The sequence below is a fragment of the Paracoccus marcusii genome (assembly GCF_028621715.1).
GTDB classification, from domain to species: Bacteria; Pseudomonadota; Alphaproteobacteria; order Rhodobacterales; family Rhodobacteraceae; genus Paracoccus; species Paracoccus marcusii.
Window position 1 is genome coordinate 3,053,389 of the sequence record NZ_CP117466.1, and the last position, 22,254, is coordinate 3,075,642.

At 69.0% G+C, this 22,254-nt stretch carries 21 protein-coding genes; 8 read left to right on the plus strand and 13 right to left on the minus strand.

All coding sequences use genetic code 11. From position 1 onward, the window contains the following. Positions 1 to 2 precede the first annotated feature (2 nt). Together PRL19_RS15090 and PRL19_RS15095 are read right to left on the minus strand one after the other, a co-directional pair. Complete coding sequence (locus PRL19_RS15090; RefSeq protein ID WP_148912138.1) at positions 3 to 983, minus strand: bile acid:sodium symporter family protein; 981 nt, start codon at positions 981 to 983, stop codon at positions 3 to 5. A gap of 10 nt (positions 984 to 993) precedes the next feature. Further along, entirely contained in the window at positions 994 to 2,571 is a 1,578-nt protein-coding gene (locus PRL19_RS15095; RefSeq protein WP_273743446.1) for a gamma-glutamyltransferase family protein, read from the minus strand. A 92-nt stretch (positions 2,572 to 2,663) separates the two neighbouring features. Between PRL19_RS15095 and PRL19_RS15100 the strand changes: the two genes are divergently transcribed. After that, a complete protein-coding gene (locus tag PRL19_RS15100) occupies positions 2,664 to 3,299 on the plus strand; it encodes a GntR family transcriptional regulator (RefSeq protein WP_273743447.1) in 636 nt (211 codons plus the stop codon). Positions 3,300 to 3,302: 3 nt separating this feature from the next. Here PRL19_RS15100 and PRL19_RS15105 read toward each other — a convergent pair whose 3' ends face one another. Together PRL19_RS15105 and PRL19_RS15110 are read right to left on the minus strand one after the other, a co-directional pair. Then, positions 3,303 to 6,371, minus strand: coding sequence for an efflux RND transporter permease subunit (locus PRL19_RS15105; RefSeq protein WP_273743448.1), 3,069 nt, complete (start codon positions 6,369 to 6,371; stop codon positions 3,303 to 3,305). Further along, positions 6,368 to 7,477 (minus strand): efflux RND transporter periplasmic adaptor subunit, encoded by a 1,110-nt coding sequence (locus PRL19_RS15110; protein ID WP_273743449.1) that lies wholly within the window; start codon positions 7,475 to 7,477, stop codon positions 6,368 to 6,370. Before PRL19_RS15110 ends, PRL19_RS15105 begins: the two co-directional genes overlap by 4 nt. Before the next feature lie 185 nt (positions 7,478 to 7,662). Between PRL19_RS15110 and PRL19_RS15115 the strand changes: the two genes are divergently transcribed. Beyond that, positions 7,663 to 8,445 carry an inositol monophosphatase family protein gene (locus tag PRL19_RS15115; protein ID WP_273743450.1) on the plus strand — a complete coding sequence of 261 codons (783 nt, stop codon included), beginning with the start codon at positions 7,663 to 7,665 and terminating at the stop codon, positions 8,443 to 8,445. On the opposite strand, the gene PRL19_RS15120 is transcribed toward PRL19_RS15115, so the two are convergent. Then, the gene (locus tag PRL19_RS15120) at positions 8,442 to 9,173 is read right to left on the minus strand and encodes an FkbM family methyltransferase (RefSeq protein ID WP_273743451.1); all 732 of its coding nucleotides are present in this window, start codon (positions 9,171 to 9,173) and stop codon (positions 8,442 to 8,444) included. The genes PRL19_RS15115 and PRL19_RS15120 overlap by 4 nt on opposite strands. A 195-nt stretch (positions 9,174 to 9,368) precedes the next feature. Between PRL19_RS15120 and ribA the strand changes: the two genes are divergently transcribed. From ribA to PRL19_RS15145, 5 genes are read left to right on the plus strand one after another with little or no spacing between them, the layout of a single operon-like run. Continuing rightward, the gene (gene ribA / locus PRL19_RS15125; RefSeq protein ID WP_420704402.1) at positions 9,369 to 10,505 is read left to right on the plus strand and encodes a GTP cyclohydrolase II; all 1,137 of its coding nucleotides are present in this window, start codon (positions 9,369 to 9,371) and stop codon (positions 10,503 to 10,505) included. After that, entirely contained in the window at positions 10,502 to 11,446 is a 945-nt protein-coding gene (locus tag PRL19_RS15130) for a zinc-dependent alcohol dehydrogenase (protein ID WP_273743452.1), read from the plus strand. The genes ribA and PRL19_RS15130 overlap by 4 nt, the downstream gene beginning before the upstream one ends. A 13-nt stretch (positions 11,447 to 11,459) precedes the next feature. After that, positions 11,460 to 11,855 (plus strand): 6-pyruvoyl trahydropterin synthase family protein, encoded by a 396-nt coding sequence (locus PRL19_RS15135; RefSeq protein WP_273743453.1) that lies wholly within the window; start codon positions 11,460 to 11,462, stop codon positions 11,853 to 11,855. A gap of 2 nt (positions 11,856 to 11,857) precedes the next feature. Further along, a complete protein-coding gene (locus PRL19_RS15140; protein WP_273743454.1) occupies positions 11,858 to 12,631 on the plus strand; it encodes a class I SAM-dependent methyltransferase in 774 nt (257 codons plus the stop codon). A gap of 20 nt (positions 12,632 to 12,651) precedes the next feature. After that, complete coding sequence (locus PRL19_RS15145) at positions 12,652 to 13,482, plus strand: RibD family protein (RefSeq protein ID WP_273743455.1); 831 nt, start codon at positions 12,652 to 12,654, stop codon at positions 13,480 to 13,482. Here PRL19_RS15145 and PRL19_RS15150 read toward each other — a convergent pair. After that, positions 13,466 to 14,611: a CaiB/BaiF CoA transferase family protein gene (locus PRL19_RS15150; RefSeq protein WP_273743456.1), complete on the minus strand. Its 1,146-nt coding sequence runs from the start codon at positions 14,609 to 14,611 to the stop codon at positions 13,466 to 13,468. The two genes, PRL19_RS15145 and PRL19_RS15150, sit on opposite strands and share 17 nt — an antisense overlap. After that, positions 14,604 to 15,812, minus strand: coding sequence for an acyl-CoA dehydrogenase (locus tag PRL19_RS15155; protein ID WP_273743458.1), 1,209 nt, complete (start codon positions 15,810 to 15,812; stop codon positions 14,604 to 14,606). The genes PRL19_RS15150 and PRL19_RS15155 overlap by 8 nt, the downstream gene beginning before the upstream one ends. Positions 15,813 to 15,918: 106 nt before the next feature. Between PRL19_RS15155 and PRL19_RS15160 the strand changes: the two genes are divergently transcribed. After that, positions 15,919 to 16,809, plus strand: coding sequence for a LysR substrate-binding domain-containing protein (locus tag PRL19_RS15160; RefSeq protein ID WP_139598389.1), 891 nt, complete (start codon positions 15,919 to 15,921; stop codon positions 16,807 to 16,809). On the opposite strand, the gene PRL19_RS15165 is transcribed toward PRL19_RS15160, so the two are convergent. Genes PRL19_RS15165 through PRL19_RS15190 form a run of 6 tightly spaced genes read right to left on the minus strand, consistent with a single transcriptional unit; the run spans position 16,796 to position 22,249 of the window. Next, positions 16,796 to 17,266 carry a RidA family protein gene (locus PRL19_RS15165; RefSeq protein ID WP_252928482.1) on the minus strand — a complete coding sequence of 157 codons (471 nt, stop codon included), beginning with the start codon at positions 17,264 to 17,266 and terminating at the stop codon, positions 16,796 to 16,798. The two genes, PRL19_RS15160 and PRL19_RS15165, sit on opposite strands and share 14 nt — an antisense overlap. Continuing rightward, complete coding sequence (locus PRL19_RS15170; RefSeq protein ID WP_273743459.1) at positions 17,263 to 18,432, minus strand: amidase; 1,170 nt, start codon at positions 18,430 to 18,432, stop codon at positions 17,263 to 17,265. The genes PRL19_RS15165 and PRL19_RS15170 overlap by 4 nt, the downstream gene beginning before the upstream one ends. 3 nt (positions 18,433 to 18,435) lie before the next feature. Continuing rightward, positions 18,436 to 19,413, minus strand: coding sequence for an ABC transporter ATP-binding protein (locus PRL19_RS15175; protein ID WP_139598344.1), 978 nt, complete (start codon positions 19,411 to 19,413; stop codon positions 18,436 to 18,438). Continuing rightward, complete coding sequence (locus PRL19_RS15180; protein WP_217845681.1) at positions 19,410 to 20,423, minus strand: ABC transporter ATP-binding protein; 1,014 nt, start codon at positions 20,421 to 20,423, stop codon at positions 19,410 to 19,412. Before PRL19_RS15180 ends, PRL19_RS15175 begins: the two co-directional genes overlap by 4 nt. Beyond that, positions 20,410 to 21,291 carry an ABC transporter permease gene (locus tag PRL19_RS15185; protein ID WP_273743460.1) on the minus strand — a complete coding sequence of 294 codons (882 nt, stop codon included), beginning with the start codon at positions 21,289 to 21,291 and terminating at the stop codon, positions 20,410 to 20,412. The genes PRL19_RS15180 and PRL19_RS15185 overlap by 14 nt, the downstream gene beginning before the upstream one ends. A gap of 4 nt (positions 21,292 to 21,295) precedes the next feature. After that, positions 21,296 to 22,249 (minus strand): ABC transporter permease, encoded by a 954-nt coding sequence (locus tag PRL19_RS15190; protein WP_045998875.1) that lies wholly within the window; start codon positions 22,247 to 22,249, stop codon positions 21,296 to 21,298. Between the last annotated feature and the right edge of the window lie 5 nt (positions 22,250 to 22,254).

Sequence of the window (22,254 nt, forward strand, 5' to 3'; positions counted from 1 at the left end):
CCTTACGCCACCAGGGCCGTGGCGTTCCGCCGCGCCCGGTTCTGTGCGATCATCGCGCAGATCAGCAGCTGTGCCATGTGATAGACCAGGACGGGCAGGACGGTGGCCCCGACGGTCTCGGCCGGGAACAGCGCGGTGGCGATGGGCAGGCCCGTCGCAAGGCTCTTGGTCGACCCGCAGAAGAACAGCACGATCCGGTCCTCCAGCGGCAGGCCGAAGGCGCGGCCCGCCCCGACCATCATCCCGAAGACGCAGGCCAGCAGCACCAGCATGACCGCGATCAGCGCGATCAGGGCAGTCGGCGGGATCGACGCCCACAGGCCCGACACCGTGCCCGCACTGAAGGCCGAATAGACGATCAGCAGGATCGCACCCCGGTCCACGACCAAGGTCAGCGTCTTGCGGTTGCGCACGAACGCGCCCACCCACGGGCGCAGGATCTGGCCCAGGACGAAGGGCAGCAGGATCTGCGTGCCGATGCGCAGCACGGCGTCCAGGCTGACGCCGCCCTCTCCGGTCTTCAACAGCACCGCGACCAGCGCCGGGGTCAGCGCCACGCCGACCAGGTTCGACAGCGACGCCGCGCAGATCGCCGCGGGGACGTTGCCCCCCGCCATCGACACGAAGGCGATCGAGCTTTGGATCGTCGAGGGCAGCACCGCCAGGAACACCAGCCCCAGCGTGACCTGCGGTCCCAGCAGATCGCCGAAGATCAGCGCGAATGCCATGCCCAGCACCGGGATCATCAGATAGGTCGCGGCGAATGTCAGTCCCTGCAGGCGCCAGTTCAGCATGCCCGCCTTGACCGAAGCCGGATCCAGCTTGGCCCCGTACAGAAAGAACAGCAGCGCCACCGCCCAATAGGTCACCTGACCCAGGGCGTCGGCCGCCACGCCCCGCGCCGGCAGCACCAGGCCCACCATGACGGTGCCCAGCAGCATCAGCATGTAGCTGTCGATTCCGATGCGTTTCAGAAAGCCCATGTCCGTCTCCTTACAGGCCGATGGCCATGCCGTCCTTGCGGCTGTCCGACCCGCCTTCCAGCAGGCCGTCGCCGATGCGGATCGCCTGCGCCCCGCCCATCGGGCCGGTCAGGCGCTTGATGACATGGCCGCGCGCGGCCAGGTCGTCGCAGATGTCCTGCGGCAGGGTCGGTTCCACCTGCAGCACGCCGTCGGTGGCAAAGGTCCGCGGCTCGTCCATGGCCGCCTGCAGCGAGAGGCCGCGGTCGATCACCGCCGACAGGAAGGCCGCGTGGCCCGCCGCTTGGTACTGTCCGCCCATCACGCCAAAGGGCATGACCGTGCGGCCGCCCTGGGTCAGCATGCCGGGGATGATCGTGTGCATCGGGCGCTTGCGCGGGCCGATCGCGTTCGGATGGCCGGGGATCAGACGGAACGACGCACCGCGGCTTTGGAACAGCACGCCGGTCGCGGGGTCCAGCCGCCCGGACCCGAAGCCGTGGAAGATCGAATTGATGAAGGACACCGCATTCCCCGCGGCGTCCACGACGCACAGATAGATGGTGTCCTTGTGCTCGGGCTCGTCCCACAGGGCCGGGGCTTGGGCGCGGGCCATGTCGATGCGGGCGCGCAGGGCCGCGATGGCGGCCTCCGACATCAGAGCCTTGGTCAGGCCGGCGCAATGATCGGGATCGCCCAGCAGTTCGTCGCGGTGATGATAGGCAAGCTTCGTCGCCTCGGCCTGGACATGGATGCGGTCGGCCACGGACAGCGCGGCCATGTCGAACCCCTCGATGATCTTCAGGATCAACAGCGCGGCCAGCCCCTGCCCGTTCGGCGGGCATTCATGGACGTCGAACCCGCGATAGCGGGCGCTGATCGGGTCGACCCATTCGGCGCCGTCGGTGGCATCCGCGAAATCCTGCTGGGTGTGCAGCCCGCCCAAGGATCGCAGATGCGCGACCATGCGTGCCGCGGTGTCGCCCTGATAGAAGGCGGCCGGACCATGGGCCGCGATCTCCTCCAAGCGGTCGGCCAGCAGGGGTTGGGCAAAGCGGGCGCCAGCATCCGGGACAGGCAGGAAATGCGCCGCCGCATGCGGATCGCCTGCGACGGTGGCCTGCCCTTCGGCCCAGTCCTGGGCGACGCGGGGGGTGACGGGAAACCCGTCGCGGCCATAGCCGATCGCGTCGCGGAACAGGCGCGACAGCGGCAGGCGGCCCAGATCGGCATGCAGGCGGCACCACGCGGAGATAGCGCCGGGCACGGTCACCGCATGCGCGCTGGTCTGAGGAATGGTGTCGGTCAGACCCGCGGCCTGCAGCGCCTCGACCGTCGCCGCGGCGGGGGCGCGGCCCGACCCGTTCAGTGCGCGCACCGGCCCGTTTGCCGGTGCATAAAGCGCAAAGCAGTCGCCGCCGATCCCGGTCATCAACGGGTCGACTACCGCCTGCACCGCGCTGGCGGCGATGGCGGCGTCGACCGCGTTCCCTCCCTCGGCCAGGATGGCCAGGCCCGATGCGCTGGCCAGCGGGTGCGAGGTGGCGACCATCGCACGACCGGCAAGGGTGGACGGCCTGCGGCCCGACAGGAAATCGAATGCGGTCATGGAACAGGCTCTCCGGCGAGGAATCACATGGTCAAGCGGCTGCGGTATGTATACATGTTGCAGGCACAGGAATACAATTGACGGAATTCCCGATGCCTCCCATCCGTTCGGCCGATCAGATCCACGATGCGCTTTCCGCGCAGATCATCGCGGGCACGCTGCGTCCCGGCGACCCGTTGGGAGAGACGACCCTTGCCGCGCGGTTCGGCTTGTCCCGGACCCCGGTGCGCGAGGCGTTGCAGCGGCTGGCCGCCGAAGGGCTGGTTGAACGCGGCCCCCGCCGGGCGTTCCTGGTGCGCCGCATGGGCAGCGACGCCCTGCGCCACCTGTTCGAGGCCCTGGCGGAACTGGAGGCACTGTGCGCCAGCCTGTCCGCGCTGCGGATGACCCCGACCGACCATGCGCTGCTGGCGGGCATCCTGGACCGCGACGACCTGCCCGGCGCGGATTACGCCCAGGCCAACATGCGCTTTCACGAGGCCTTGCGCCAAGGCGCGGGAAACGCCGTGCTGGCCGACCTGCTGGCCGACCTGAACCGGCGCAGCCTGCCGTGGCGCAACGCGCAGTTCCAGGTCCGCGCGGCGCGCATCGAAACCTCGCGGGCGGAACATCGCGCGATCCTGGGGGCGATCACGGCGCGCGACGCGGATCGCGCGGCTGACCTGATGCGGGCGCATATGGGCACCTCGCTTGGCGTCATCCTGGAGATGATCGCGGGGCGGGACTGACCGCTATTCCGCGGGCTGAGGATCGGTCGCGGGCACGTCCCGGCGCCCGATCCGTTCGATCAGCACATAGATCACCGGCGTCAGCAGCAGCGTCAGCACGAAGGCCAGCGACAGCCCGCCCACGATGACCGCACCGATGGCGCGGCGGCTTTCCGCCCCCGCCCCCGTCGCGGTCGCCAGGGGCACGGCTCCCAGGATCGTGGCGATGGTCGTCATCAGCACGGGCCGCAGGCGCGTCACCGCCCCCTCGCGCGCGGCGGTGACCAGATCGCGGCCCTCCTCGCGCAGCTGGTTGGCGAACTCGACGATCAGGATGCCGTTCTTGGCCATGATCCCGATCAGCAGGATCATCCCCACCTGTGAAAAGATGTTCACCGACGCCCCCGTCAGCAGCAGCGTCGCCACCGCCCCCGCAAGGCCCAGGGGCACCGTAAGCATGATCGTCAGCGGCGTGCGAAAGCTCTCGAACTGTGCCGCCAGCACCAGGAACACGATCAGCAGCGCCATTCCGAAGACCGTCGCGACGCCGCCCTGGTTTTCCTGGTAGTCCGCCGCCTGACCGCGCCAGACCAGCAGAGCGCCCGCCGGCAGCTCGGCCGCGGCCTGTTCGACAAGGGTGATGGCGCGGGCCAGGTCGGTCCCCTCGACCAGATCGGCCTCGGTGTTGACCGAAATCAGGCGGTCGTTCCGCGCGATCGACGGGACCGTGGCCCCGGTCGTGACGTCGGCAAAGGCCGACAGCGGGATCAGGTCGCCGCGCGTGTTGCGGATCAGCACGGACAGCATGTCCTGAACGCTGTCGCGGTCTTCGGGGGCCGCCTGCAGGATGACCGGGTACTGGCGGCCGTCGCTGGTGTATTCACCGACGGTGCGGGACGCGAACAGCACCTGCAGCGTCTGGGCCACGGTTTCGCTGTCCAGACCAAGGTCCTGGGCGCGGGTGCGGTCGATGTCGAGCGACGCGCCCGGCTGGTTGGCCGCGTAATCGACCTCGATCCCGGACAGGCCCGGCGCATCGGCCAGTCGGGCGGCCACGTCCTCGGCCCAAGCGGCGGCGCGGTCCAGGTCCGGCCCGCCGATGGACCAGCTGATGCTTCCGCTGCCGCCGCCAAGGCCCAGGCCACCCGACGGGCGGATCGAGGTCGACACCTCGGTCATCGCGGACAGTTGCGGGCGCAGGTCGGCCATGACCTCCTCCACGCTGACATCGCGGCCGTCCCACGGCGACAGGTTGACGAACAGCAGCGCCCGGCGCGCATTCGCGCCAAGCCCGACGATGGCGGTGACGTTTTCCACGATGCCCTGATCGCGCAGCGGCTGGATCATCGCCTCGACCTTCCGGGTCGCCGCGTCGGTATATTCCAGGTTCGACCCCTGGGGCGCGTTCAGAATGATGCGGAAGCTGCCGCGATCCTCGTCCGGGGTCAGCTGGCGCGGCAGCGCCTGATAGACGGACACCGCCCCCGCGACCAGGAAGGCCGTGCCCGCCAGAATTACCACGGGCCGCGCGATCAGCACCCGCAGGATGCGGTCATAGCCGCGTTCCAGCCAGACGATGGCCCGGTTCATTGTGCGGGTCAGCAGGTTCGGACGATCCTCTCGCGGCATCACCCGCGCGGCCAGCACCGGTGACAGGGTCAGCGCGACAAGGCCCGACACGGCCACCGCAATGGCCAGCACGATGCCGAATTCCGCGAACAGCTGGCCCAGTTCCCCGTCCATGAAACTGACCGGGACAAAGACCGCGATCAGCACGGCGGTGGTGGCGATGACGGCAAAGCTGACCTGCCCCGCGCCCTGCCGCGCGGCCTCTGCCCGCGACTTGCCCATGGCGCGGTGGCGCTGAATGTTCTCAAGCACGACGATGGCGTCGTCGACGACCAGGCCGATCGCCAGGATCAACGCAAACAGCGTCAGGATGTTGATCGTGAACCCCAGGGCCAGCATCCCCAATGCGGCGCCCAAGGCCGATACCGGGATGGTCACGATGGGCACCAGCGACAGCCGCAGCGACCCCAGGAACAGGAAGATCACCGCCGTGACCAGGGCCACCGCTTCGAGGAACACCTTGAGGACCTGTTCGATCGAGCTTTCGATGAACACCGCCTCGTCCGTGGTGATGGTCAGCGCCATGCCGTCGGGCAGGGTGTCGCGGATGCGGTCCAGTTCCGCACGGACGGCGGTCGAGATGGCGACGGTGTTCGACTGCGCCTGCGGCTGGACGCCCAGGCCCAGGGCCACGGTGCCGTTGGCGCGATAGATGGTCGTGGTGTCCTCGGCCCCCTCCTCGATCCGCGCGACGTCGCCAAGGCGCAGGGGGCGCCCGCCCTCGTCGCGCAGCACGACCTGGCGGAACACGTCGGCCGAGGTAAAGCGCGTCTGCGCCAGCACCTGCAGCTGGCGGGCGCTCGTCTCGATCTGGCCCGCGGGCAGTTCGACGTTGTTGGCCTGCAGCGCGCCGATGATGTCGCTGGTGGTGATGCCATAGGCGGCCATGCGCGACTGATCCAGCCAGATGCGCATCGACGGCGCGCGCTCGCCAAAGATCTGCGCATTGGCCACGCCGGGCAGGCGCGCCAGGCGATCGGTGATGAAGCGGCTGGCGTAATCGGACAGTTCCAGCGGCGTCATCGACGGGCTGGACAGGGCCAGCCGGATCACCGGGTCGCCCTCGTCGTCGTTCTTTTCCACGCGGGGCGTGTCCGCCCCGTCGGGTAGGTCGTTCAGCACCCGTTCGACGGCGGCGCGCACGTCGTTGGCGGCGCTGTCGATGTCGCGTCCCGGATCGAATGTCAGCACGCTGCGCATCCGTCCCCGGTCCGAGCTGGTGCGCATGGCGGTCACGCCGCTGACCCCGGCCAGCGCGCCCTCGATCACCGTGGCCAGCTGGTTGTCGACCACATCGGGCGCGGCGCCGGTATAGTTCACGCGGACGCTGACCTCGGCCGCCTCGACCGAGGGCAGCTCGCGGACCGGCAGGCGGGTGATGGCCACCGCCCCGATCAGCACGATCAGCAGGTTGATGACGGTTGCGAAGACCGGGCGGCGCAGGGCGAAATCAGGGACGCTCATCCGTCGGCTCCGACCAGGGGTTCGGCGGCGGCAGTCCGGTCAGGGCGCGGCGTGGCGGTGACGACGGTGCCGGCGTCGACGCGGTGCAGGTTCGACACGATGATCTGGGTGCCCAGGTCCAGACCCGCCAGGACCTCGACCAGTCCGTCGGACTGCTGGCCCACCTGGATGTCGGCCCAGGCCGCCTCGTTCCCCTGCACGATCAGTACGCGCTGGACATCGCCCTCGACGCTCAGCGCGGATTCGGGGACCGCGGGGCGTTCGCGCTGATCCAGGACCAGCTCGACCTGCAGGAACATCCCGCCGGTCAGGGCGCGGTCGGGGTTCGGCATCTGCGCGCGCAGCGCGATCGACCGCGTGGCGGCATCGACCCGCGTGTCGATCAGGCTGATCGTCGCGTCGAAGACCCGGTCGGGCCAAGCCGAGGACCGCAGCTGGACCCCCTGCCCGACCGCCAGGCGCGGCAACAGCGTCTCGGGCACGCCGAAATCCACCTCGATCACCTCCAGGTCGTCCAGCGTGGCGATGGGGGTGCCGCTGTCCAGCATCTGCCCCTCGACCAGGTCCGTCAGGCCGATGACGCCGGAAAACGGGGCGCGCAGCAGACGGTCCTCCAGCAGGACCTGGGCGCGGTCGCGTTCGGCCCGGGCGCGCAGCTGGGCCGCGCGGGCGGTCTGAAAGGCGGCGTCCGACGACGATCCGCTGGCATTCAGCTGTTCCTGGCGGGCAAAGGCGGCGTCGGCCTCGGCCAGGGTCGCCTCGGCGGCGGCCAGATCGGCCTGTTCGGCACGGTCGTCCAGTTCCAGCAGGACATCGCCGCGTTCGACCTGTGCGCCGGGGCGAAAGGCGATGCGGGTGATGCGGCCGCTCGCCTCGGGCATCAGCTCGACCGCGCTGCGGGCACGTGCGGTGCCGACGGCGCGGACGCTGTCGACGAACCGCGCGGTCTGGACGGCCACGGTCTCGACCGGCACCGCCTCTCCGGCGCCGTCGGACGGGCGGCGGGCCTGTTCGGGTTCGCTCAGAAGACGGTCCGACAGCGTCATGCCCCCGGCGGCCGCGGCGATGATCACGATGGCGCCGATGGTTGCCTTGACGAAGCGCATGGTCTGTATTCTCCCGTGACGGGCCTGGGGTCGGTCGGCCTCCTGCCGCCCTTGTCGCCGGGCGGTGCTGCGCGCAGATTGCCCCTTGGTGCGCATCGTGCAACTGATAATCCCGTGTAGGGGGCACGATACGCCCCCGTTGCCTCCGCAGGGGGCATGCGGCCCGCCCCCTGAAAGGATCCCCGATGGGTACCACCGACGACCTGACCCTGGCTATCGACGCCGCCCATGCAGCCGGTGCGCTGCTGCAGGCGCATTGGAACGACCGCGACCTGCTGACCATCGACGCCAAGCGTCAGGGCGACTTCGTGTCGCAGGCCGACCACCAGTCCGAGGCACTGCTGCGCGACCGCCTGCTGGGCGCCAACCCCGACGACGGCTGGCTGGGCGAGGAGACCGACGCCCGTCCCGGCCGGCGCCGTTGGATCGTGGACCCCCTGGACGGCACGACGAACTTTCTGCGCGGGATCGCGCATTGGGCGGTGTCCATCGCGCTGGAACAGGACGGGCAACTGGTGCTGGGCGTGGTCCACGACCCGCTGAAGGCAGAAACGTTCAGCGCCATGACAGGGTCGGGGCTGCAGCTGAACGGGCGCCGCCTGGACCCTGCCGCGCCGCCGGGCTTTGACGTGGCGCTGTTTGGGACGGGCCTGCCGTTCGGCAACATGCCTTACATCGACGATCACGCGGCCGACCTGGCGCGGGTGCTGCCGGGCACGGCGGGGGTGCGCCGGATGGGTGCCGCGGCGCTGGATCTGGCCTATGTGGCGGCCGGGCGGCTGGACGGGTTCTGGGAACGCCGCTTGCGTCCCTGGGACATCAGCGCCGGCCTGGTTCTGGTCCGCGAGGCGGGGATGCAGGTCGAAGGCTGGACCCCCGACGAACGCCCCGAGGAGACGGGGACCGTCATCACCGCCCCGGCGCCGATCTTCGACCGGCTGGCCGCGACGCTGCGTGCGGACCGCTAGGCCAGCCGCGCGTAAAGATCGCCCGACCCGCCCTGCGGGTCGAGGCCCTTCAGCCAGGCGCGCACGGCATCCGCGTCGCGCCAGTCGTCCCACAGGAATCCGCCCGCCTCGCCGGTCACCGGATTGAAGCGGTAAAGGCTTAGATCCTGCAGCCGGTCGATCACCGCCAGCGTCCGGTCGCGGAACGCAGGAAGGTATTCGACCGACAGCATCGGCAGCGGCTGGCCCAGCCCGGACAGCACGTCCAGCTCGAACCCCTCGACGTCGATCTTGACGAAATCGGGCAGGCCATGCGCCGCGATCAGCGCGTCCATGGTGGTCATCCGCACCTCCTGGCTGCGGTCCCACCGGACATGCTCGAAGCCGGGGGCAGCGGCCGCCTCGGCCGCAAAGCTGGTGCTCAGCGACGATACCGTCGGATGCAGCGACGACACCGCCATGCGGGCCACCGTCTCCGTCGGGCCCACGGCCTGCTGCACCAGCACGATGTCGCGCGGCAGGCTGCGGCGAAGAAAGCCCGCGAACGGCTCCTGCGGTTCGCAGGCCACGACCCTCGCCCCGGCGGCCCGCATGGCGCGCGCCCGGCTGCCCACATGCGCGCCGATGTCGAAGGCCAGGTCGCCCGGTTGCAGCAGCCCGCCATAGAACGCCCGCAGCTGCCTGCGCCGCAGCGGGTTGTAATAGATGGCAAGCGACCGGATCAGCCCCAGATAGGCACGCAGTTGCATCGGGTATCCTCAGGTTTGAACGGTCGCAGCCTAGGGCCATCGGCGGCCCGCGTCCAGAAAACCGGGGCGTGCCGAAACGCCGCGCGAAACTTTGCGACATTCTGCCACAACGCCGCAACCTTTGCGGAACTGCTACGTGTTTCAAGACGTTGCGACTTGCGTGACACCTCAATTTGCAGGGACGAAGGTTGACCAATGCACGTATTTCCCCCGACCACCCCCGCTGCGCTTTCGGTCACCGCGACCGGTGATCCGCTGGCGCTGCGCACGGCCGAACGGGTTGCGCGCATGGTCTCCGATCTCAGGCTTGGCCTGCCCGTCGTGCTGCTGGGCGAGCCCGCTGCGGCGCTGATCCTGCCGGTCGAGACGCTGTCGCCGGAACGGTTCGCGGCCCTTGGTTCCGGGGGTGAACTGGTGCTGACGGCCCGTCGCGCGGACGCCCTGCGCCATCGTCCCCACGAGGGTGAGGTCGCCCTGATCCCGGTTCCCGCCGGCGCACGTCTGGACTGGATCCAGGCCTTGGCCGATCCGTCGCGCCAGATGCCCGCATCGGCCGCCGTGCCCCAGGCACCGCAGCACGCCCCCGCCCCGATGCACCGCGCCGCCATCCGTCTGGTCAAGGCGGCCGAACTGCTGCCCGCCGTTCTGGTCGTGACCGGCCCCGATGTCGTCGAGACCGCCCTGCGCAACGATCTGGGCATCCTGGCCGCCGATGATGTCCTGAATCAGATCCTGCTGCCCCGCGATCCCCGCCCCGTGTCGAACGCCCGCGTGCCGATGCTGGCGGCACGAAACGGACGGCTGCACGTGTTCCGCGCGCCCGACGGCGGCCCCGAGCATTACGCGGTCGAGGTCGGCACACCCGATCGCAGCCAGCCCGTGCTGGTCCGCCTGCATTCCGCCTGCTTCACCGGCGACGTGCTGGGCAGCCTGAAATGCGATTGCGGCCCTCAACTGCAGGCCGCCCTGCGCGCGATGGAGGCAAACGGGACCGGCGTCCTGCTGTATCTGAACCAGGAAGGTCGTGGCATCGGCCTTGCCAACAAGATGCGCGCCTACAGCCTGCAGGATCAGGGACTGGATACGGTCGAGGCCAATCACCGCCTTGGGTTCGAGGATGACGAACGCGATTTCCGCACGGGCGCGGCATTGCTGCGCCAGATGGGGATCGCTCGCGTGCGCCTGATGACCAACAATCCTGCCAAGATTGCCCGTCTGGACAGCGAGGGCATCGAGGTCGTGGACCGCGTCGCGCTCAAGGTCGGCCGCGGCCCCGAGAACACCCGCTATCTGGACACCAAGGCACGCAAGTCGGGACATCTGCTGGCATGACGGCCCGCGCACTCTGGTGCACCACACCGGGCGAGGCGCAGTTGCGTCCCGCACAGGTCGGCGACGGCGTCCATGTCCGCAGCCTGTTTTCCGGCATCAGCCGGGGCACGGAACGGTTGGTCCTGTCGGGAAAGGTGCCGTCCAGCGAACATGACCGCATGCGCGCGCCGTTCCAGGAAGGCCACTTTCCGTTTCCGGTCAAGTACGGCTATGCCAATGTCGGTCAGGCAACCGACGGGGCGCTTGCCGGTCGCATGGTCTTTTCGCTGTTCCCCCACCAGACCGAATTTCGTTTGCCGGAGGATGCGCTGATCCCGCTGCCCGACGAGCTGCCGCCGGAACGCGCGATTATGGCCGCGAACATGGAGACAGCGCTGAACATCCTGTGGGACAGCGGCGCGGGCGCGGGTGACCGCATCGCCGTGGTCGGTGGTGGGCTGGTGGGACTGCTGACGGCCTCTCTGGCGGCGCGACTGCCGGGGGCAGAGGTCACAGTGATCGACACCCTGCCCGAACGCGCCACCACCGCGCGCGACTTGGGCTGCGCCTTTGCAAACCCCGGTGATGCCCCCGGTGATCAGGACGTGGTGATCCATACCAGCGCATCCCAAGCCGGGCTGGTGCTGGCGCTGTCCTTGGCCGGGCCGCAGGCCACCATCGCCGAAGCCAGCTGGCACGGCGCCGAACAGGTGGCCCTGCCCTTGGGCGGCGCGTTCCACAGCCGCCGCCTGCGCATCGTCAGCACGCAGGTGGGCGGGATCCCGCCCGACCGTGCGCCGCGCTGGACCTATCGACGCCGCCTGACCAAGGCGCTGGACCTGCTTCGAGACGCGAGGCTGGACGCCCTGATTTCGGGGCAAACGGCCTTTGCCGACCTGCCCGACGCCTATCCCGGCATCCTGGCGGACCCCGCCACGCTGTGCCACCGCATCATCTATTGACCCTGGAGACACCATGTTCGCCGTCGAAGTCCGAGACCACATCATGATCGCCCATTCCTTTCCCTCGCCGACCTTCGGTCCGGCACAAGGGGTGCATGGCGCGACCTTCACTGTAGACTGCGCCTTCTTCGCCGCCGAGATGGATGACGAAAGCCTAGTCGTCGACATCGGCCTTGCAACCGAAGCCCTGGCCGAGACGCTGGCTCCGCTGCGCTACAAGAACCTGGATGAAATTCCTGAATTCAAAGGGAAAATGACCACCACAGAATTCCTGTGCAAGCACATTTTCGACCAGATGGCTGGTACCGTGCGGGCCGGCGGGCTGAAGGATGGCGGCCGCGTCAAGAAGCTACGCGTCCTGCTGCACGAAAGCCACATGGCCCGCGCCTGGTACGAAGGGGATATCTGAGCATGGGGTTCTCGGCGGAATGGCTGGGCCTGCGCGAACCCGCCGACATGGCCGCCCGCGACGCGACCCTGATGGCGCAGGCTGCGGTTTTGTCCGGGCCGAACCCGGTCGTGCTGGACCTGGGCTGTGGCACCGGATCGACCCTGCGCACGCTTGGCCCGCATCTGCCCGACAATGCCCGCTGGCACCTGGTCGACAATGATCCAGCCCTGCTGGAGCGCGCGGCGACCGAGGCGCCGGGCCGCGCCACCGTCCACCAGCTGGACCTGCGCGACCTGGAGGGGCTGCCGCTGGACGGCGTGACGCTGGTCACGGCATCGGCCCTGCTGGACCTGATGCCCGCCGACTGGATCGCCGCGCTGGCCACGCGACTGGCTGATGCCGGCGTGCCGTTCTATGCGGCGCTGTCCTATGACGGCATCATGACGTGGGACCCGGCGCTGCCGCGCGATGCGGATGTCACGCGGGCGTTCAACGACCATCAGCGCGGCGACAAGGGACTTGGCCCCGCGCTTGGGCCCGATGCGGCCGTGACCGCCACGCAGATCTTCCGTGACGCGGGCTTCGACGTCCACACCGGCCAAAGCCCGTGGCGGATCGGCCCCGATCAGGCCCCTCTGCACCGCGCGCTGGTCCAGGGCATCGCCGAGGCCGCATCCGAGACCGGCCTGTCCGTCGCCACCGATTGGGGCCGCAGCCGGATCGCCATGGCAGGCGACAGCCGTTGCCTGATCGGGCATCATGACATGCTGGCCCTGCCCCCCGGCACGGCCTGACACCCAGAGGAGGACCGCCCATGCATGCCGTCGACGTCACCCCTCGGGTCTGGGACCGGCTTCTGTCGGTCCGCACCGGTCAGGCCTGCGCCTGCTGCGGTCGGTTCAGCGCCGGCGAACGCGCGGCGCTTGACCTCTATGCGCCGGTCGCACGACGCGATCTTGGTCCGGTCACGATCGCGCAGATCGGACAGTCGCTGGACGGGCGGGTCGCGACGGCCACCGGCGATGCGCGTGACGTGTCCGGCCCCGAAGGCCTAGCCCATCTGCACCGCCTGCGCGCGCTGGTCGACGGGGTGGTGATCGGGGTCAAGACCGCGCTGCACGATCAGCCGCGCCTGACTGTGCGGCTGTGCAGCGGCCACAACCCTGCGCGCATCGTCATCGACCCGCGCGGGCGGCTGCCCGACGATGCGCTGGTGCTGATGGCGGATGGTGCGCGGCGGATCATCGTCACTGGCGTAAACCGCCCCCGCGCCCCGGGGATCGAGGTCTTGCGCCTGCCCGCCCCAGACGGACGTATGGACCCCATACAGGTGCTTGATGGCTTGCGGAACATGGGCCTTGGATCGCTGCTGATCGAGGGTGGCGGCATCACCATCACCGGTTTCTTGGAGGCTGGCCTGCTGGACCGGCTGCAGGTGTCGATTGCACCGCTGATCATCGGATCGGGGCCGCAGGGGCTGACCAGTCTGTCCCCGGTGGACAAGCTGAAAGACGCGCTTCGCCCGGACACGCGCGTCTTCGGCATGGGCAGCGACATCGTCTTCGATTGCGCCTTCGGCGATCAGGCGGCGCGGGCGATCCTGCCGCTGCATGCGCCGCAGCCGCTGGTCACCGCCGCCAGCTGAACGAACCCTCGCCCAGGGCCGGGGCGGCATCTTCTGCTACCGTCGGGCTGCGGGACAGGGTGATGGGCGTGCGCAACCCCGCGATGCCCTCGGGCGACACGACCATGCCCCGCGCCTGCGCCTGCGGGTCGGACAGCGCCTCGGACACGCGGTTTATCGGACCTGCGGGCACTCCGGCCGCGGTCAGCGCCGCGATCAGGTCGGCGCGGTCGCGCGATGTCATCGCCCGCGCCAGGGTCGCGCACAGCGCCTCGCGCCCCGCCACCCGCTGCGCATTCGTGGCAAGCGTCGGATCATCCGCCAGAGCGGACAGGTCCAGCGCCAGGCACAGCGACCGGAACTGACGGTCGTTCCCGCAGGCGACGATCAGATGGCCGTCCCGCGCCGGAAAGACCTGATAGGGCACGATGTTCGGATGGGCATTTCCCAGCCGCACGGGTTCGACCCCGCCCAGCAGATGGTTCGCCGCCTGATTGGCCAGCACCCCCAGCGCACAATCGAACAGCGCCAGATCGACCTGCTGCCCCCGCCCCGACCGCGCCCGCTCCGCCAGCGCCGCCTGGATGCCGATGACGCCATAGAGGCCGGTGAAGATGTCGATCCAGGCCACGCCGACCTTCTGCGGATCGCCTGCAGGATCGCCGGTCAGCTCCATGATGCCGCCCATGCCTTGGATCATGAAGTCGTATCCCGGCTGGCTGGCGCGCGGCCCGGTCTGCCCGAACCCCGTAACCGACGCATAAACCAAGCCCGGATTGCGCGCCGAGAGCATCGCGTAATCCAGCCCGAACCGCGCCAGGCCACCCGCCTTGAAATTCTCGACCACCACATCGGCGCCGTCGATCAGCGCACGCAGACGCTCCACATCGCCCGCATCGTTGAAGTCGCACGTGACGCTGGTCTTGCCGCGGTTCGTGGCGTGGAAATAGGCGGCGACCGTCTCCACCGTGCCGTCGGCGCGAAGGCGGTCGATGAAGGGCGGACCCCAACGGCGCGTGTCGTCGCCTTCGGGGGCCTCGACCTTGATGACCTCGGCGCCCAGATCGGCCAGGGTCTGGCCGATCCAGGGACCGGCCAGGATGCGCGCCAGCTCGACGACGCGCAGACCAGAGAGCGGGCCTTCAGGCAAAGGCCTGAAGCCCCGTCTGCGCGCGGCCCAGGATCAGGGCATGGACGTCATGCGTGCCCTCATAGGTGTTCACCGTCTCCAGGTTCTGGGCGTGGCGCATGACGTGATATTCGGCCTGGATGCCGTTGCCGCCATGCATGTCCCGCGACAGCCGCGCGATATCCAGCGCCTTGCCGCAATTGTTGCGCTTGATGATCGAGATCATCTCGGGCGCAAAGCGGCCCTGATCCATCAGGCGACCGACGCGCAAGGACGCCTGCAGGCCCAGGGCGATCTCGGTCTGCATGTCGGCCAGCTTCTTCTGGAACAGCTGCGTCGCGGCCAGGGGACGGTTGAACTGCTTGCGGTCCATGCCATAGCGATGCGCGCGGAACCAGCAATCCTCGGCCGCCCCCATCACGCCCCAGCTGATGCCGTAACGCGCGCGGTTCAGACAGCCGAAGGGACCGGACATGCCGCTGACATTGGGCAGCAGCGCGTCCTCGGACACCTCCACGTTCTCCATGACGATCTCGCCGGTGATGGATGCGCGCAAGCTCAGCTTGCCGCCGATCTTGGGCGCGCTGAGCCCCTTCATGCCCTTCTCCAGGACAAAGCCGCGGATCTTGCCGCCATGCGCCTCGGACTTGGCCCAGACCACGAAGACATCCGCGATCGGGCTGTTCGAGATCCACATCTTGGCCCCGTTCAGCACATAGCCGCCCTCGGTCTTGGTCGCGCGGGTCTTCATGCAGGCGGGGTCGGAGCCTGCATCCGGTTCGGTCAGGCCGAAGCAGCCGATCCAATCGCCCGATGCCAGCTTGGGCAGATATTTCATCCGCTGCTCCTCGGACCCATAGGCATGGATCGGGAACATCACCAGGCTCGACTGCACCGACATCATCGACCGGTAACCGCTGTCGATCCGCTCGACCTCGCGCGCGACCAGGCCGTAGGCGACGTAGCCCGCGCCGACCCCGCCATATTCCTCGGGGATGGTCACGCCCAGAAGGCCGCTGGCCCCCATCTCGCGAAAGATCTCGGGGTCGGTCTGTTCGTTCAGATAGGCGTCGGTGACGCGCGGAGCCAGCTTGTCGGCGGCGAAGGAGGCGGCGGTGTCGCGGATCATCCGTTCATCCTCCTCCAGCTGGTCGTCCAGCAGGAAGGGGTCCTCCCAGGCAAAAGCCGTGCCCTTATGATCGACGGTTGTCTTGTCCAGCATGGCGATGGGTCCTGCATGTGATGACTGTTGGACACAGGGTAACCCGGCAAGCGTCGCATGAAAAACGCTATTTCCTCATGCGTTCATGCATTCTATGAATGATCCCATGCGCCAACGCCGGTTCCTGCCCAGCCTGTCCCAACTAATCGCCTTCGAGGCGGTGATGCGCCACGGGTCCGTCACAGCCGCCGCGGACGAGCTGCACCTGACGCAAAGCACCGTCAGCCGGCTGGTCGCGTCACTGGAACGGCAGCTGGGCAAACCCCTGTTCACCCGCGACCGCAAGCGCCTGACCCCCACCCCCGAGGCCGTGACCTATGCCGCGTCCGTCACCCAGGGGCTGGACGTGATCCAGCGGGCCAGCATGGGGCTGATCGCCAATCCGGGCGGGGGGGTGCTGTCGCTGTCGGTGCTGCCGACCTTTGCCACGCGCTGGCTGGCGCCGCGGATCGGACAGTTCCTGTCGGACAATCCCGGCATCTCGATCAACCTGTCGACCAAGATCCAGCGTTTCAGCTTTGCCAGCGAAGCCTTTGACGCGGTGATCTTCTTCGGCCAACCCGATTGGCCCGACGCGCATCACCTGCGGCTGTTCGACGAACGCCTGACGGCCTGCGCCTCGCCGCAGATGCTGGCGCATCATCCGGTGGCGCATCCCTCGGACATGGCGGGCCTGCCCCTGCTGCAGCTGGAGACGCGGCCTTCGGGCTGGTCCGCATGGTTCGCGGCCCAGGGCGGCACGCCGCCGGCTGTGTCGGGCATGGTGATGGACCAGTTCTCGATGATGATCCAGGCGGCGATCGCGGGGCTTGGCGTGGCGCTGCTGCCCAGCTATCTGGCCCAGCCCGAGATCGACGAGGGCCGCCTGCAGCCGATCCTGCGCGCGGGCGTTCCCGGCGAGGGCGCCTATTGGTTGGCATGGCCCGACCGCCGTCAGGGTGACCCGGCCTTTGCCCGGTTTCGCACCTGGATCGCGGATCAGGTCACGGCGGGGTAAGCTCGACGATCGCCTCGACCTCGACCAGCGCATTGGCGGGCAGCGAGGCCACGTTGACCGCGGTGCGGGCATGGCGTCCCGCATCGCCCCACAGGTCGATGAACAGCTGCGACGCACCATTCACGACCGCCGGTCCATCGCCATAGCCCGGCGGCGCGGCGACGAACCCGCCCAGCCGGATCACCTGCGACACCCGTGACAACGAGCCAGCCACCGCGCGGATCGAGAACAGCAGGTTCAGCGCGCACATCCGCGCCGCCGCCTGCCCGTCCGCCATATCAAAGCCGGGACCGATGGGGCCGAAATACTGCGGCACCCCCTCCCATTCGCAGATCTGGCCCGACAGGAACAGCAGGTTGCCGCTGACCTTGCCGGGCAGAAACAGCGCCCGCGACGGGGCGGATGGCGGCAGCGCGTGGCCCAGGTCGGCCAGGCGCGTCTCTATGGGACAGGTCATGCGGCCTCCTGCGGTTGGCGGGACAGTTGGCAGGCCAGCGCGATCAGCGACAGGTCGGACCCGCGCGGCCCTATCAGCGACAGGCCGAACGGCGCACCGTCGACGGTTCCGGCGGGAAACACGACCTGCGGCAGCCGCGCCATGCCAGCCACGCACAGCAACCGCTGCGCATCGTGACGAAAGCCGTCGAACACCGCTTGGGGCGCGTCCAGGCGGAACGGCGCGTCATGCACGACCGGGGCCAGCAGGACGCCATTCGCGCCCAGCAGGGCGTCCATGTGCCGCGCGAACGCCTCGCGCGCGCCGCGACCCTGGGCGATCTGGTCGGGGGTCAGCGCGTCGGCCGCGTCGGCGCGCCTGTCGATGCCGCGCACCAGCGGCATGCGCGAGGCCCGGATGAAGGGCAGGATCGTTTCCTTGGCATCCGCCATGACCGCGGTCAGGAACGTCGCATAGGCCGCATCCACCCTGTCGGGATAGACACTCACCCCGCGCGCAGGCAGATGTCCGAACCCGTCCTGCCACACCGCGCTCGCCTCTGGCCCCAGCAGGGCCAGCATGTCGGTGGGCACCATCAGGTCCGGCGCGGTCACGGGGGCTGCATCCGCGACCAGCACGGCGGCGGCACGGGCCAGCACCGTCCCGTCGCGCGCGAACAGCCCGCAGGCGTCGAAGCTGGGCGCCAGCGCCATCGCGCCCGCCATCGGGATCAGGCCGTGGGTCGGCCGCCACCCCCATGTCCCGCAAAAGCTGGCCGGTGCGCGGACCGAGCCGCCGGTATCCGACCCGATGGCGATGTCGGCCAGCCCGCCCGCCACCGCGACCGCCGACCCCGACGACGACCCGCCGGGAATGCGATCCGGGGCGGCCGGGTTCACGGGCGTGCCGAAATGGGCATTCATGCCGTACATGGACCACGCCAGTTCGTCCGTGTGGACCTTGCCCACAAAGTGGGCTCCGGCGTCCAGCAGGCGCTGGACGCAGGGGGCGGTGTCCGCGTGGACCGGGCTTTCCGCCAGATACAGCGGACACCCCGCCCCGGTGCGGTATCCGGCGACATGATAGATGTCCTTGACCGCAAGGGTCAGGCCCGACAGCGGGCCCTGGTCCGCATGGGGAACCGGGACGGGCGGATAGGGCAGAAAGGCGTGCCAGGGGTCGGTCATGATCTACTCTGCGGCAAGGGTTTCGCCTGCGCGCAGGCAGGCCACGCGGCGGCGGGGGCCGGGCGTCAGGACGGGCGGCAACGCCTGTCGGCAGGCCGGCAGCGCCATCGGACAGCGGGGCGCAAAGGAACAGCTGTCCGGCCGCACCTCCAGCGACGGAGGGGCGCCGGGGATCGCGTCCAGCCGCGCGCCACGCGCCACGTCATGCAGGTTCGCGGCCAGCAGCCCCTGGGTATAGGGGTGGCGCGGGTTGCGGATGACGTCGCGCGTGGTGCCTTCCTCGACGATCTGGCCGGCATACATGACCGCGATACGTTCCGAGACCTCGACCGCCACGCCGATGTCGTGGGTGACGAAGATCACCCCCATGCCGAATTCGCGCTGCAGTTCGCGCAGCAGCAGCAGGATCTGGATCTGCACCGTCGCGTCCAGCGCGGTCGTCGGCTCGTCCGCCAGCAGCAGGCGCGGACGGCAGGCCAGCGCCAGCGCGATCATCACCCGCTGCCGCATGCCGCCCGACAGCTCGTGCGGATAATTGGCCAGCCGCCGTTTCGGCGACGGGATGCGCACGCGGTGCAGCATGTCCAGTGCCACGTCCATCGCGTTCTCCCGGGACAGGCCCTTGTGGCGCATCACCGTCTCGGCGATCTGCTGGCCCACGGTATAGACCGGGTCCAGCGCCAGGCCGGGGTCCTGGAACACCATCGACACGTCGCCCCCGCGATAGGACCGCAACGCCCGCCCCGACAGGGTCATGATGTCGGTCCCGTCAAAGCGGATGTCGCCCGACAGGTCGGTGCGTTTCTCGGGCAGCAGGCGCAGCAGGGTCTTCAGCGTGACGCTCTTGCCCGACCCGCTCTCGCCCAGCAGGGCCAAGGTTTCGCCCGGCATCAGGGTCAGGGACAGGTCGTTGATGGCATGGACCGTGCGCCCGCCCTTGAAACGAACGTCCAGATTGTCGATCTGCAACAGCGGCGTCATGCGGGCACCCCCTGTCCGGCGCGCGGATGGCCGGATGCCGGGTCGTGCAGGTGGCAGGCGACCCAATGCGGCGACCCGGCGACCATCGGCCCCAGGGCGGGGTGACGGGTCTTGCAGATGTCGGCCGCAAAGGCGCAGCGGGTGTGGAACCGGCAGCCCGGCGGCGGGTCGATGGGGTTCGGCGGATCGCCGGTCAGCGGCGGCTTCTGCGTGCGGTTGTCCGGGTCCATCGACGGCATCGCGGAAAACAGCGACCGGGTATAGGGATGCGCCTGTTCGGCCCAGATCATGTCGACCGGGGCCAGTTCCACGACCTCGCCCAGATACATGACCAGGATGCGGTCCGAGATGTAGCGCACCACGTTCAGGTCATGGCTGATGAAGATATAGGTCAGCCCGAATTCCGCGCGCAGGTCGGACAGCAGGTTCAGCACCTGCGCCTCGACCGATTTGTCCAGCGCGCTGACGGCCTCGTCCAGGACCACGACCTTGGGCGACATGACCAGGGCGCGGGCGATGTTGATGCGCTGGCGCTGCCCGCCCGACAGTTCGTGCGGATAGCGGCCCGCAAAGCGGTCGGGATCCAGCCCGACCCGCGCCATCAGGCGGCGCGCCCGGCCCGCCGGATCGTCCAGGCCCTGCACGCGCGCGCCGAACGCGATGCTGTCCAGGATGGTCATGCGCGGGTTCAGCGAGGCATAGCTGTCCTGGAACACCATCTGGATGTCGCGGCGCAGCGCGCGCAGGCTGATGTCGCGGCCAAGGGACTTGCCGCCCAGGTCGATGTCGCCCTCGTCGCGGTCCACCAGGCCGATCAGCAGTTTCGCCGTGGTGGACTTTCCGCAGCCGGATTCGCCGACGATGCCCAGGGTTTCCCCCGCGCGGACGTCGAAGCTGACGCCGTCCACGGCCTGGACCATGGCCTGGGTGCGGCCAAGGATGCCGCCCTTGATGGGAAAATGCTTCTTCAAGTCGCGGACGCTCAGCAGTGGTTTGTCAGTCGCGGACATTCATCGCACTCCTCAGACCGTCGCTGAGCAGATTGAGGCACAGCGAGGTGGCAAAGATCATCACCCCCGGCAACGCAGCCAGCCACGGGTTCACATAGATGGCCGACCGCAGCGTGTTCAGCATCAGCCCCCATTCCGGTTCGGGCGGGCGCACGCCGATGCCCAGAAACGACAGCCCCGCCGCCAGGATCATGCAGACGGACGTCAACGAGGTCGCATAGACGAAGATCGGCGAGAGCACGTTGCCGATCACATGCACCCGGACCACCGTCAGCGCATTCGCCCCCGACGCCCGCGCCGCGTCGATGTAATCGAGGCTGCGCACGCCCGATGTCACCGCCTCGGCCACCCGCGTCACCGGCGGGATGAACACGATGGTCAGCGACACCAGGCTGTTCAGCACCCCCGCCCCCAAGGCGCCCGAGATGGCGATGGCCAGCAGGACCGACGGAAAGGCAAAGAACACGTCCACGACCCGCATGATGATCGTGTTGGTGATGCCGCCGACATAGCCCGCGATGATCCCCAACGTGCCGCCGATGAAGAAGGCCAGCACCACCGGCATCAGCCCGATGAACAGCGTCAGCCGCCCGCCATGGATCAGCCGGGACAGCATGTCGCGGCCCTGCTCGTCCGTGCCCAGCAGGTGGCCGGGCGTGCCGGGGGCGGCCAGGCGGTTGATCATGCTGCCCTGATAGGGGTCGGCCAGGCCCAGCCAGGGCGCGAAGACCGCCGACAGGACCAGCAGCGCCAGCACGGCCGCGCAGATCATCGACACCGGGTCGTGCCGCAGCCGCGCCAGCACGCCCGACCAGTAGCCGCGCTGCGCGGGCGGGACGGCGGGGATGGTTGTGGTCACCTGAACCATGCGCTCAGCTCCTTTTCACGCGGGGGTCGATGGCGGCCTGGGCCACATCGACGATCAGGTTCATGCCGACGAAGAACATGGCCAGCACCAGGATCGTCCCCTGGAGCAGCGGCAGGTCGCGCTGAAAGATCGCGTTGGACAGCAGGAACCCCGATCCGGGCCAGTTGAACACCGTCTCGATCAGGATCGACCCGCCCAGCAGGTATCCCAGCTGCAACCCCATCACCGACAGCGCAGTGGCGGCGGCGTTGCGGGCCACGTGGCGCAGCACGTCACCGCGGCTGAGACCCTTGGCGTAAAGCGCCGTCACGAAATCCATGGACAGGATGTCGCCCGCCAGCGCCCGGACGGTGCGTGCGACGATGCCGATGGGCACCACCGCCAGCGTCACCGCAGGCAGGACCAGGTGGCGCATATGCGCCCAGTCCCATTGCCAGTCCTGCGACCCGCCCGGCCCCGCGCCCATCGACGGCAGCCAGCCCAGATTGACCGAAAAGATGATGACCAGCACGATGCCCAGCCAATAGTTCGGCACCGACACCCCGGTGATCGAAAGCGCCGTCACCGCCCGGTCAAGCGCCGTGTCGCGGAAATAGCCCGCCAGGAACCCCAGGAAGATGCCGATCGGAAAGGCGATCACCGCCGCCGCCGCCGCCAGCAGCAGCGAATTGCCGACCGCGCCGAAGACTTCGGCCGCGACGGGGCGGCCCGACGCGATTGAGCGGCCCATCTCTCCCTGCAGCAGGTTGCCGACCCAGATCAGGTATTGCACCGGCACCGGCTTGTCCAAGCCGTATGCCGCGCGCATCGCGGCCTGCTGTTCGGCGGTGGCATCGACCGGCATGATGGCCGTCAGCGGGTCGCCCGGCGCGATCTGTACCAGCGCAAAGCAGACGACCGACACCCCGAAGGCCACCGGCAGCACCAGGATCAGGCGTCGAAGGAAATAGCTGAGCACGTCAT